Source organism: Anabaena sp. EIM26, from assembly GCF_057568715.1.
The window spans coordinates 2,585,978-2,600,290 of record NZ_CM172472.1 but is presented as its reverse complement, the minus strand read 5'-3'; the positions used below and the strand labels follow the sequence as shown (position 1 = coordinate 2,600,290).

The 14,313-nt window shown below is 36.9% G+C and carries 7 protein-coding genes; 5 read left to right on the top strand and 2 right to left on the bottom strand.

Features of this window, described 5'->3' with window-relative positions:
* Nucleotides 1-96 precede the first annotated feature (96 nt).
* The 4 genes from AC012T_RS11260 to AC012T_RS11245 all read left to right on the top strand — a co-directional run bounded on the left by AC012T_RS11260 (nt 97) and on the right by AC012T_RS11245 (nt 12,460).
* On the top strand, nt 97-1,383 hold the full coding sequence (locus AC012T_RS11260) for a hypothetical protein (protein ID WP_487065735.1): 1,287 nt from the start codon (nt 97-99) through the stop codon (nt 1,381-1,383).
* Nucleotides 1,384-1,838: 455 nt separating this feature from the next.
* Nucleotides 1,839-11,291, top strand: coding sequence for an Ig-like domain-containing protein (locus AC012T_RS11255; RefSeq protein ID WP_487065733.1), 9,453 nt, complete (start codon nt 1,839-1,841; stop codon nt 11,289-11,291).
* 5 nt (nt 11,292-11,296) lie between these two features.
* Nucleotides 11,297-12,142: a leucine-rich repeat domain-containing protein gene (locus tag AC012T_RS11250; RefSeq protein WP_487065731.1), complete on the top strand. Its 846-nt coding sequence runs from the start codon at nt 11,297-11,299 to the stop codon at nt 12,140-12,142.
* A gap of 21 nt (nt 12,143-12,163) precedes the next feature.
* Complete coding sequence (locus AC012T_RS11245; RefSeq protein WP_487065729.1) at nt 12,164-12,460, top strand: DUF5076 domain-containing protein; 297 nt, start codon at nt 12,164-12,166, stop codon at nt 12,458-12,460.
* Here AC012T_RS11245 and AC012T_RS11240 read toward each other — a convergent pair.
* Nucleotides 12,442-12,861 (bottom strand): hypothetical protein, encoded by a 420-nt coding sequence (locus AC012T_RS11240; protein ID WP_487065727.1) that lies wholly within the window; start codon nt 12,859-12,861, stop codon nt 12,442-12,444. The genes AC012T_RS11245 and AC012T_RS11240 overlap by 19 nt on opposite strands.
* A 6-nt stretch (nt 12,862-12,867) precedes the next feature.
* Between AC012T_RS11240 and AC012T_RS11235 the strand changes: the two genes are divergently transcribed.
* Entirely contained in the window at nt 12,868-13,446 is a 579-nt protein-coding gene (locus AC012T_RS11235) for a Uma2 family endonuclease (RefSeq protein WP_487065725.1), read from the top strand.
* Between the two features lie 264 nt (nt 13,447-13,710).
* Here AC012T_RS11235 and AC012T_RS11230 read toward each other — a convergent pair whose 3' ends face one another.
* Nucleotides 13,711-14,175 (bottom strand): tellurite resistance TerB family protein, encoded by a 465-nt coding sequence (locus AC012T_RS11230; RefSeq protein ID WP_487065723.1) that lies wholly within the window; start codon nt 14,173-14,175, stop codon nt 13,711-13,713.
* Nucleotides 14,176-14,313: the final 138 nt, after the last annotated feature.

The following is a 14,313-nucleotide window of genomic DNA, read 5'->3' as shown; positions in this document are numbered from 1 at the left end:
CAGACAAAAGTAATTAAGAATACAAACGTATAATGCACTGTTAAGCATTACCTTCAGCACACAGATCATTTTAGAAATTTACTTCTTTTTAAGCTTATGAGTATCTTCTGCAATCGTAAATTCCAAATCACAGCAGGCATCGCTACTTTCTTAGTAGTTAGCTTGGTTCATCAACATCTATATGCACAACCAGAACCTCACCAAAGCAATACATCTAACTTAAGCAGAATCCAGCCTGAAAAAAATATTAAAACTAAAGCTGTTCTGAATGAAACACCACTGAATAATTTAACTAATCAGCCCATATCTGATTTAAATATTAGTCAGAATACCCAAGCTACATCTATCTTCTATTCTGTGATTGATGAATGGAAAAAATATAAATATAGTGTAAATGGTAAACACGTTTTAAAATCAGCAAAGTTACCAACTACAAAAATTAATTTTAATCAAGCTGATTTACTAATGGTTCTCACTAATACGAGAAAATATTACCAAGATTATGCTCAAGCAGACCCAGATATTTCTCGAAATGGATTATTATTAAGCCAAGGGGTTACAGTCGAAGATATTATCAAAACTTTGGATTTTATGATTGTAGTTTTACAGGAGGATATTAGTAATAATCGCCCTACTCGGTTAGAAGATCCAAATTTTATTAATGCTAATTTCCGAGTTATCAAATGGTCTGCTTATAATCCTGATCAACCCAAACAAAAACAACTAAGAATTACAAAATATGCCGTTTTTACTCATCCTGGCTCTCGCACAAAAACAGCTAAATATAACATTCCTATTTATAGTTTAAAAGAAAAATATGCTGCCGATAATTTCTACACTAAATACACCAAGCAAGATGTTTTAAAAGGTATTTATGAACCTGGCGGTAAGGAATTTGGTAAAGTTGAACCTCTAGCATATTTAACCCGTGAAGGTTTAGAAGAAGCTTTGATGGAGGGAACAATCCTCATTAATTTTACAGATGGTTCAAAAGCATTTTTTAATGTGGATAGAAACAATGGCATATCTTATGTGAGTGGATTAAAAGCCACATCGCAAAAGCGTTATTGGTATTTTAGAAAAGTTGATGAAATCAAAGGTTATGGACACAAGATAGATGCCAAAATATCTATCAAACCAGGCGTTACTTTTGCTGGTGATGTCCTAAATATTGGTTTAGGAAGAGTGATTGTGATGGAGTATAATCAAGGTGGCAGAAAACGTCTACAAATGGGAGTAATTGCAGATACAGGTGGGGCGTTTTTACCAAATCTTGGACAACTCGATTTTCTAGCAGGTATTTTTGAAAATAAAAAAGATTTTGGGCAGCATATTCAGCAATTACCCTCCTATGCTACCGCATATATTTTGGTGAAGAAGTAGAAAGCCTCAAGCCAGATATTTATGCACAGGTTAACAGTTCTGAGTAAAAGAAAGCAATAATCATAGATGACGGTTGTACTGAAAGACAACCGTCAAGTTTTCATTTGCATTTGCCTAAAGTGAGCCACATTGCACATACAACCTTAATAACCAATTATACATTGTGTATTTTATTGTTACGAAACCTTACAATATCAGTAAGAATATTTACACTCAATATATTGCATATACAAGTACATTGACTGTATATTACACATATTGCAATGTTTTGCAGCTAAATAGTGTGTTGTACTAATGATGGGTTAAAAAATAGTTTTTTCTGCAAGTTTAGTTGGTACATACATACTTTATTTGTATAGCTTCTGATTTCTAATCAGAGGTTAATTTTCACATTGGGAATGCGCTCATTAAATTACTAACAATCAACAATAAATTCAGAAACACAAAAAGGATTTATGGATAACTTACACATTAACGATAATTCACTATTTACAGCTTCTCAGTTTATTAGTGCTAATACACCAGATACCTTACAGAATATTACTCACCATTTATCTACGCAACAAGGGGATTTTTACCTAATTCCTGATTCCGTTCCTACCGTTACACCTAGTGAATATCTCGCTCAGGAAATTATTCCCGCTACCCAACTAGCACTGCAAAACTTTTTAAATGACCCTAATTTTGATGAGAAAATGCAGATAGCTTTTGGCTATGGCTGTAATTTAGAATTAGGTCATAGTCTAATTAAAAATTTAGCATCGGGGCAATTAATTCCTCATATTGAAATTCTGCCCCAGTCTCAGCTAAATGCTGAAGGTGCTTTTGGTGAAAATACTATTTTTATATCTCAAGAATTATTAAATTCAGAAATTGATAATTCCGAGTTGGCAGTTAATGTTTTATTAGAAGAAACAGGACACCTTCTCGATTCCCAGTTAAATATTATTGATGCCCCAGGGGATGAAGGCGCTATTTTTGCTCATCTTGTCCAAAATCAATCTTTAAGTTCTGCTGAATTAACAGCATTAAAAACTGAAAATGATCATGGCATTTTCACCTTAAATGATCAAAGTATTGCTGTAGAACACGCAGATTTAGAACCAGGAAGATTTCTCGTAGCTAATACTGGTAACATCACTATAGACTTCTTGGCAGATGCAGGAAGTTACCGCAGTGAAATGGCTTTATTTAGCCTAGAGGGAATGTCTAACTTTACCCTTGGCTCTGTTGAATTTATCAAAGAAGCTGCTAGTCGGGCATTGAGTAATTCTGCATTAGGTTATGTAGTCATAATTGATCAAAATGAAGGTGCAAAATTTACAGGAGATTTAGGAGAAAGTAATAAAAATCAGGGGAATTATTCAGGAAGCAAAATCTATAATTTCACGCCTGGGGATACAGTAGCCATGATGTTAGTTCCCCAAGGAACTGTGAGAGAGATTTTTGATAATCCTAATGTCAGTGATAACAAGCGTCCTTTATTTTCCATCGCGGCTGCTAACCCTAATAATGCTGTACAACTAGGAGAATTAGTATCAGGAACATTTGCTTGGGAAGATATTAGAATTGACCAAAATACAGACGCAGATTACAACGATATTATCTTTAAAATTCAAGGTGCGACAGGAACAGCAGTAGACTTAGGAGAACTATTTGCTTCAGGTAAAGATTGGCGAAATCTTCCCTTAGCGCTAGAAATTATTGCCTTTAGCAGTACAGATTTAACAGCTATATTATCTGAAGATACAGGAATTAGTAATTTAGATAGAATTACCAATAATCCAGAAATTTCTGGTTCTGTAAATAATGCTGGTAATATTAGCAAATTCCAAGCACAATTCAGCGATGGTAATAATTTTGTTGATATTTTATCAGAACTAAAAGCCAATGGTAGCTTTGTTTTAGATAGAGACAAATTAACTCAAATCAAAGGTAGTCAATTAGCAGATGGAGAATATCAATTAAATCTGCGTACTGAAGATACATTTGGTAATGTTGACGAATTTTTAGTTCAATTTATCTTAGATACAACCAAACCAGATACTCCAACTGATATAGGTTTAAAAAATGATAGTGATACAGTCACAAATCAAAATACACCAACTATTACAGGTAAAGGAGAAAATGGTGCATTAATAGAACTATTTAACGGACAAAATAAATTAGGACAAACAACAGTTGTGAATGGTTTTTGGGAAATTACCACATCTCAAATTACCGATGGATTGAAAAATTTAACTATCACAGTAACTGATATTAGTGGTAATAAAAGTGATGCTAGTAATACAGAATTTACCATTGATTCAGCCTTACCGCAAATCAATATTACCAATCCTCAAACTAATGCAACATTAAATCCAGGTGCAAGATTGCAAGGTACAGTTAATGGTACAGGTTCTCAGATTGATAAATTAAGTTATCAATTTGGTGATAGTAGTGAAATTAATGTACCAGTGAATCCTCAAGGTTCGTTTGATATTGAGTTGAATTTAACAGGTTTAACTGGAGAACAAAACCTGATTATTAAAGCAGTTGATTTAGCAGGAAATAGCACAGAAACGACTCAAGTCGTAGTTGTAAGTTCAAATATTACATCACCTTTAACACCAGGATTCATGCTGGATACAATGTTTGATTCTGCCCCTATAGGTGATTCTTATACAACCTTTGAAACAGTCAATCTTATAGGACAAACAGAAGCAAATGCAACAGTAACATTACAAGAAACAGGAACATCAATTACTGCTGATGCTGCGGGTAAATTTGTATTTACTGATGTGGTATTAACATTAGGTGATAATTCCTTTACTGTTGCTGCACAAAATATCGCTGGAAATACCAGCACATTTACCACAATTATCAAACGAGTTGAACAAGATAATAGTGATGTGGTATTAGATTGGAATGGGATTTTATTAAATGCCATTTATGAAGATAAGACAGCACCACCTGTAGCTTCTCGGAACATGGCAATTACCCAAGCTGCGGTTTTTGATGCTATAAATACAATTACTGGAACTTACGAAAACTATCACTTCACAGGAATAGCACCCACAGAAATATCAGCAGCAGCAGCAGCAGTATCAGCAGCATATCAAGTTTTAGTTAATCTTTATCCTGAACAAAAAGACTATTTTGATAATGCTTTAACTGCTTCTTTAGCAGAAATTACCGATGGTACAGCAGAAGATAATGGTGTGACATTCGGACGCACTGTAGCTGATGATATTTTAGCTTTAAGAAGTACAGATGGTTGGGATAATACTGTTACATATACACCAGGAACTAACCCCGGAGAATGGCAACCAACCGCCCCAGCTTTTGCGGATGCTTTGTTACCACAATGGGGACAAATTACACCATTTGCATTAACCAGTGGCAATCAATTCCGTCCTGATGGCGCACCAGCTTTAAATAGTGCTGATTATACCACAGAATTTAATCAAGTTAAAGATTTAGGCAGTAAAAATAGCACAACTCGTACTGCTGAACAAACAGAAATTGCTAAATTCTGGGCTGATGGTGCAGGTACATTTACACCTCCTGGACATTGGAATCAAATCGCTCAAAATGTCACTGCTGAAACAGACAATTCTTTAGTAGATAATGCCCGTGTATTTGCCTTATTAAATATTTCCTTAGCTGATGCGGGAATTGCGGCTTGGGATGCTAAATATACTTATGATTTCTGGCGACCAATTACCGCTATTCAAAATGCAGATATTGATGGTAATAATGATACCATTGCTGATGCCAATTGGACACCTTTATTAACTACTCCACCTTTCCCAGAATATATTTCTGGACATAGCACCTTTAGCGGTGCTGCGGAAACTATATTAACAGGATTGTTGGGTAATAATGTCAGCTTTAGGACTAATTCTTTAGGAACTCCTGGTATTTATCGCCAATTTACTAACTTTACCACCGCAGCAAATGAAGCGGGTATTAGTCGCATTTATGGAGGTATTCATTTCAATTCTGCCAATGTGGAAGGGTTAGCAACTGGTAAAAATGTGGGTAATTACATTCTGCAAAACTTGTTAGCACCAATTAGTGAACCCGTACAACAGTTAACTGTGATGCCGGGAGAACAGTTAAAACTGGAATCTCAAGAGATATTTGGTAAAAATGCCAATTTTGCCCTTGAAAGTGAGCAAGACTTGCCTATAGGTAATTTAGACAGTGATGGCACACTAATTTTTAAACCGGCACCCTCACAAATAGGCACTTATGATTTTACATTGGTAGCTAGAGATGGAACACAAGTTACAACTAAGAAATTTAACTTATCTGTTGTTGCTGATACTGAAATCACAACTAGAATTAGTGGTGTAATTCAGAATATTGCACAAGAACCCTTGGCAGGTGTAAAAGTTAAAATCGGTGATATATCTACTACCACAGCAGCAGATGGTTCATTTACCTTGACTTTGACTGAACCACCATCGAACGATGCAGCATTGATAATTGAACCCGGTCAACAAGTCAATAATGTTGTTTATCCATCTATTGCTGAAAAATTGCCTTTAGTGTTGGGACATAATGTTTATGCAAATGTGAAAAACATTATTGATCGTCCCATTTATTTACCACCCATTGACATTACCAACGCCAAAAAAATTGACCCAAGTGTTACTCAAACCGTTACCAGTGAAGCTATACCAGGGTCAGGGGTAACAGTATTTGCTAATAGTTTATTTGACCAACAAAATCAACCATATACGGGTCTTTTAAGTATTACTACAGTTCCCACAGAACTGACTCCGGCTGCATTACCAGAAAATCTGCGTCCTGATTTGGTGGTGACTATTCAACCAGGGGAAATGGTCTTTACTACTCCTGCACCTTTGAGTTTACCCAATCTGGCTGGATATGCACCGGGTACGGAAATGGATTTATGGTCTATTAATCCCCAAACAGGAAATTTTGACAGTGTTGGTAAAGGGCGGGTTAGTGCTGATGGTAGTGTGATTGAAACTATTGATGGTGGTATTCGTAATAGTAGTTGGCATTTCTTCGCACCACCCGCACCAACCCCGAATAATCCTGATGATGATGACCGCAACCCAGATGATGGTTGTGATGAATGTAAGGCTACAGCACCAGGAACTTCGGAAGTAGAATTACACTCAGGGGCAGTAATAGAAACCCATGATTTAGTAGCTTATCAATCTTTAGGAATTAATCGCGGTATCAGTTTACGTTACGATTCAGAACGAGCAGATGCAAGACCAATTCTGCATTTTGGTTATAACAATGTCCCCAATGATTCTAACCTCAGATTAATGGCTGAGTTAACGATTAAACGTGGTGATTTTGAGTTAGAAGTACCGGGTTTTGCTGGCGGTGAGTTTGGATTAAATGGTGGTGAACATTTCTGGTCTATTCCTAATGGTGGTGGCAAGATTGATGCGGCACTACAAGCAGATTTAAGGACTTTAGATTCTGGTCGTTATGATTATGATTTGACCACTGGTTTGTTGCGCTTCAATAATAATCAGTTGAATGGTTCTACTTCTACCACTGAGGGTAAATTCCTGCATATCAATACTAGCAATAGTGCCTTTGGTAGTGGTTGGGGATTAGCTGGTTTACAAGAGTTAGTTATTAATCCTGATGATTCGGTAATTATTATTGATGGTGATGGTAGTGAATTATTGTTTGAAAAGAATGCAGATAATAGTTATGATTCACCAGTTGGCGATTTTTCGACTTTAGAACGTTTAAATAATGGTACTTTCCGTCGCACGATGACAGATCAGACGGTTTATAGCTTCAATGGGGACAATCTGTTAACAAACATCCGGGATTCTGTTGGAAATGAGACCGAATACATCTATGAAAATCGCCGTTTGATAAAAATGGTTGATCCGGTAGGTTTAGAAACAACCTTTACCTACACCAATAATAGGATTACACAAATAACAGATCCAGCTGGTCGTAACACTCAATTAACCTATGATACTAATGGTAATTTAATTAAAATAACTGACCCTGATGCTACAAGTCGCACTTGGGAATATGACGCAGACCATCACATGATAGCTGAGGTTGACAAGCGAGGTAATAAAGAACAAACTTTCTATGATTTTGCAGGAAGGGCAGATCGAGCAATTCGTAAAGATGGTTCTGAATTAGATTTTGATCCTGTACAAGTCCAAGGTTTGTATGCACCAAATCAAACTATTGACCCTGTAAATGCACCTGTCGCTTTCCAATTAGGGGAAGTTTCATCTATCTACACAGATGCGAATGGTAAGCAGATTTTTAATGTTTTAGATCAGTCTGGACAGATAGTTTCTTCTTCTGATGAAGTTGGGTTATTACCTTCTGTTAAACGGAATGAAGATAATTTAGTGACTCAACAAACTGATGCAAGAGGTAACGTTACTTCCTTTACTTATGATAATAATGGTAATGTCTTGAGCATTCAAGATTCACTGTCGTTTAGCACAAAAAATGCAGGAGGCAATGTTTTGATTGTTAATGGAGCTAGTACAGCTAGTACCAATAACCTAACAAAACTCTTGCAAGAAGCTGGTTTCAAGACTACAGTATCTAGCAGTTTACCAATAGATATAACTGGGTTCTCTGAAATTTGGGACACCCGATATGATACTCAGATTACGGATACTGAAGTCACAGAATATCTTTCTTTCTTGAACGTTGGTGGTGATCTATTTTTAATTGGAGAAAATCAATCTTTTCCAACTCGTAATAACTCAATCATTGATTTCATTAATCAAGCAGGTGGAGGTCAATTAAACTTTGTTGCCCTTCCTTTTATCAGTAACGTAAGTCAATCTGTTCTTGCTCCATTTGATAACCCTAATCCGATTTCTGACGGTAATGTAGGCTATAATGCACCTGGTGGATTCTCTGGTTCAGGAAATGGAAAATTTATTACTATAGATACCTCTAATAATGGAACAGCGGTAACTTTTGATCAAGGTGATCTTAAAAATGCTCTTAAAGGAGAATTGAAAGTTATCTTGGATATTAATTTTACGGAGGCAATTTATGATCAACCTGATTCCCAGAATTTCCTGAAAAATTTGATTCAGTCAAACGCTACTCCTCGCAAGTTTACTTATGATCCAAAATTCAACCAACTCACCAGCAAAATTGATGAGTTAGGTCATCAAACCCTATATCAAATTGACCCGAATAATGGCAACTTGCTATCTCTAACTCAAGTAGTTGGTGAAGTTGGTGGGGATGATGATATTATTACCCAATTTACCTACACAAATAACGGATTAGTTGACCTCATTACTGACCCTCTAGGACGCATTACTGATAGTGATTATGATGCTAATGGTCGTTTAATTTCCATCATCTACGCTAAGGGAACAGCAGATGAAGCTAAACGCCAATTTGAATATGATTTAGCAGGAAATCAAACCGCAGTTATTGATGAAAATGGTAATTTTACCCAATTTGAATATGATGCTCTGAATCGGTTAGTTAAAATAATTGAAGCTGACCCCGATGGTGCTGGTCTTTTAACTTCTCCCATTACTACCTATAGCTATGATGCTGATGGGAATTTGATATCGACTACTGATGCTGTAGGTAATGTGAATCAGAATACCTACGATAAGTTGAATCGTTTAGTTGAAAATATTGACGAACTGAATCAGGAGACTAGCTATAGTTATGATTCTTTGGGTAATTTACTTTCAGTGGTTGATCCTTTAGGGAATGAAACTGAGAATAAATATGATGCTCGGAATCGTTTGATTGAGACAGTTGCTCCTGATAGTGGAATTACTAAATTTACTTACGATTTGAGTAATAATCTCACGTCTGTTACTGACCCTGTAGATAATCAAACTACCTTTACTTATGATGCCAGAAATCGCCTGATTAATGAAACCGACCCATTAGGAAAAGCTACTCAATATCAGTATGATTCGGTTAATAATTTGATTGCGAAAACTGACCGTAATGATCGCCAGACTGAGTTTAAATATGATGACATCAATCGTCTGACTCAGGAAATGTGGGTGGGAACTGACCAGGTAATTAATTACAACTATGATAAGGCTAGTAACCAAACTGCTGTAGTAGATAAATATAGTGCTTTAACTTATAGTCATGATAGCCGCAATCGCATTCTAAGTGTTGATAATGTAGGAACTCCCAATACGCCTCATGTTCTTTTGACTTACACCTATGATGATACTAGTAATCCCCTCACTCTTACTGATACTATCAATGGCGTAACAGGTGGTACTAATTCGTACACTTATGATGCTCTCAATCGTCTCATCAAACTCACACAAATAGGAAATGGAGTTAGTGATAAACGAGTTGATTTTAATTACAATGCTTTTGGTCAATCTACTTCAGTTAATTGTTACGCTAACCTAACTGGAACTCAGTTAGTAGCTGCGACTTCCTATACTTACGATAATATTGGACGACTAAACAGTCTGACTCATAACAACGGCAGTATAGATATTGCCTTTTATAACTTTGCTTATAATCCTACTAGCCGGATTAGTCAAATCACAGATATTGACGGTGTTACTAACTATACGTATGACCAGCGAAATCAATTGATTGAAGCTAATCACACTAATGCTAACAATCCTGATGAGTCCTACAGCTATGATGCCAATGGCAACCGCATCAGTTCTAGCATTCATGGAGATGATTATCAAACAGGTGCAGGAAACCGTTTAACTTCTGATGGAATTTACAATTACGAATACGACAATGAAGGAAATTTGAGCCGGAGGATGGAGATATTGACAGGTAATTTGCGTGAATTCCAATGGGATTATCGTAACCGTCTTGTTGCAGTCATTGACAAAGATAATACTGGAAACCAGATTCAACAGGTTGATTTTACCTATGATGTCTTTGATCGTCGCATTGCTAAAGCAGTAGATACCAATCTTCAGGATACGGTTCCTGCTGTAGTCACACACTTTATTTATGAAGGAGGCGAAGTACACTTAGAATTTGTAGATAAAGATGGTATATCAAGTGTCAATCAGCCAGTTTTGGATAAGCGATATCTCCACAGTTTTGAGGTTGATCAAGTCCTTGCTCAAGAAGAAGCTAATGGCAATGTATTCTGGCATTTAGGTGACAAGTTGGGTACTGTCCGTGATTTGGTAGATAGTGCAGGTAATTTAGTTAATCATCTTACTTATGATTCCTTTGGCAACGTTATCGCTCAAATTAATTCTACCGTTCATAGCCGTTATCAATTTACTGGACGTGAATTTGACAGTGAAACTGGGTTATATTACTATCGAGCGCGTTATTACGACTCAGCTACAGGGAATTTTATTAGTAATGATCCAATTGGTTTTGCTAGTGGTGATGTCAACCTGTATAGATACGTCCGCAATGATACAATTAATTCTCTAGATCCAACAGGATTAATTCTAGATACCATAATAGATGTTGGGTCTATTCTCTACGATCTTTATCGCATTGGTAAAGATAATGTCTTCGGTAGTTGCGATAATTTAGGTGAGAATCTCACTGCTTTGGGACTTGATGCTGCTGGTGCTTTAATCCCATTTGCAACAGGTTTAGGTCCTGCATCTCGTGTTGCTGCTCATGGAGATGACCTTGTTAAGGGTACTAAGAAAATCACTGAAGGAATTTATGATTTTCATGCTACCTCTTCCAAGCGTTATGTAGGTCAATCAAATGATATTGATCGACGACTTCAAGAACATATTAAAAGTGGAAAACTTAATTCAAGTGAACTTCCCAATGCTAACCGAACAGACGTTCCTGGAGGTAAAACCCAAAGAGAAATTGCCGAACAACGAAGAATTGATGAACTTGGTGGCATTAGAAACCCAGATGGTAGTAAAAATCTTGAGAATAAAGTGAATCCAATTGGACCAAATCGCAGACATTTACTTGATTAATAACTATGACATCTAACTTTCTCATTGAATCAGGAAAATACGGAGAAAGACTAGTTGTAACAGCTTCATGGAGTGAGGATATCAGCCAATATATCCTTGCTCATAACATTTCTGAGTTACACCTAAATTATGCTAAAGGGTGGAAAGGAAAAGATTTATCATTCTTATCTGCTCTTTCGCACCTAAAAGCATTCTCTATTATCGACTGGACTATAGATGATATCTCTCCAGTCAATAATTTACACTTGTTGCGAAGTTTAGAAATTAGTACATACTGTAAAAGCCCAATTAATTTTGAAGAATTTCCCTATTTGGAACAGTGTGGATTAAGGTGGAGAGCAAAAGCAAAATCACTTTTTAATCAAAAAGCTCTCAAAAGATTGTTTATTGACAACTACTCAGAAAAAGATACTTCTAAATTCTCCAATTTAACTGAATTAGAATCTTTATCATTAGCTAATTCTCCAACTCGAAGTCTTCAGGGATTAAGTCACCTCTATAAACTAAGGTTTTTGGGACTGTACAATTTAAGAAAATTAGAATCTATTACAGGGATTGAATTTTTAATTAATTTGGAAGAGCTAGAAATAAATGGTTGTTCTTCACTAGAATGCATTAGTGAAATCGCTACTCTTTCCCAGTTAAATAAGTTAGAATTATGTGACAATAAAGATATTGATTCACTCAAACCATTAGAAAAGTTAAATAAATTAGAATCTGTACTTTTTTACGGTTCTACGAACATAATAGACGGTGATTTATCTTCATTGATAAAACTTAGCCAAATTTCTAATATATCATTCCAAGATAGACCCCATTATTCTCACAAAAAAATTGAATTTTGTAGCTAAATAGTCATTTAATATAAAATTATGGATAATATCAATCAACAATTATCAATTCCAGAAAAAGCTCAAGAAGATTCCAACTCATTTGAGTTAGTAAGAGTTTGGATAGCTCAGAAAAATCAGCATTCCACTATTCGTACTGGAGTGTGGGATGATCCAGCAGCATGGGGAATTTTTCTCGCAGATTTAGCTCATCATATAGTTAATTCATATGAACCCAAGAATGAGTCAGAAAAAACTGCTATTCTGCAACGCATAAAACTTGCCTTTAACTTAGAACTTGATGTCCCAACAGATGAACCTCAAGGCGAAAACTTATAATCAGTCGATCGCTTTTCGGGAATGTGGGGTGCGATCGCTTCTGGGGTGTGAGAGTGCGATCGCTTTTCGGGAATGTGGGGTGCGATCGCTTTTTGGGGATGTGAGGGGTGCGATCGCTTTTTGGGAATGTTGGGAGGGCGATCGCTTTTGGGAATGTGGGGTGCGATCGCTGTTTTGGGGATGTGAGGGGGCGATCGCTTTTGGGAATGTGGAAGGTGCGATCGCTTTTTGGGGATGTGGGAGTGCGATCGCTTTTCGGGAATGTGGGAGGCGATCGCTGTTGGGGATGTGCGATCGCCTTTTGGGGATGTGGGAGAGCGATAGCGCAAGCGCTGACTTGTCAGTTCGCTTTGGTAATGTGGGGAGTGCGCTGTTAAAATTAAAAAGGTTTGAGAAGGCATAAAGCTATGACTATTGCAGCAATTAAACCCACAACTATTGCAGAATTTTTACAACTGCCCGAAACAGAACCTGCTTCTGAATTTATTCATGGACAAATCATACAGAAACCAATGCCTCAAGGGGAACATAGCCAACTTCAGATCGATCTATGCGAAACTATTAATCAAATTACTAAACCTCAAAAAATTGCTAAAGCTTTTCCAGAACTACGCTGTATTTTTGGTGGGTTAGCGATCGTTCCAGATATAGCCGTATTTCGTTGGGAGCGAATCCCTCGCTTTCCATCAGGACGCATCGCTAATCGTTTTGAAATCCATCCAGATTGGGCTATTGAAATTCTCTCTCCCGATCAGAGATATAAACAAGTCCTAGCCAAATTACTACACTGTGCTGAGTATGGTACTGAGTTGGGTTGGTTGCTTGATCCTGAAGATGAAAGTATTTTAGTCGTAGATAGCGATCGCCGAGTTAGGGAACTTAAAAATAGCGATGCCTACGGCGAGCGCAGCTATCGCTTACCAGTTCTTACAGGGGTTGAATTAGATATAACTGTTCAAGAAGTATTTAGCTGGTTAAATTTATAACATAATCCCTTTTTGGGATGTGGGAGAGCGATCGCGCCAGCGCTGACTTGTCCCGTAAGTAAATTAAATATAGCGTTTCTGCGTTGGGTGCAATGTCAGGACTCATGACTTTGCCATAGCCATACACGCAAAAAGCCCACGATAGCCAGAAAAATGCTACCCATGAGCTATATCAACTTTATTTAGCTGACAATGACAAAGCAAATAACTTGCTGAGAGTTGGTAATATTACCAATACTAGAAATTTAGATAGACCAAGAATTATTATTCCTCTTCTTCTTCGTCTTCATATTCCTCGAAGACTTCATCTATCAGTTCTTCTGCTCGCTCATCGGAAATCTTCAATATTTCCTGAAGTTCAAAGAGATACTCTTGCTCTGCGTCGAGTGTTTCTTCGTCCATGCCTACAACTAAGAGCGCAATGACGTATGCAATTTCACGGAAATCTTTATCTGGTAAAGATGCGATCGCACCAGCAATGAGATTTTCTACTTCTGTTTCTTTAATCACTGTGTTGACTTTTACTGTCAACTTGTCAAAGTCTTTCTCAGCGTAATCTTCAAACATTCCAATACCATCAAACATTTCCGGTAATGGATATTCTTCGGTGGAAATAATCCCTTCACCATCAGCAGCGGCTGAAAAAAGTCCAATGATAGCAAGTGCTACTTCTGGTTCTAGCTTCACCGCAGTGCTACTGGGGCTGTTGAGCAACTGACTTTTAGACATGATGATCCTTTGGATTGAGCTAACTTATAAAGATTCCCAAATCATTGCAGAAAATCACAGAGACTGTTACTTTTTTTCATACAACTAACCTACAGGGATAATTTTTTAACGCCAAGGTAATATTTTATTGATTAATGT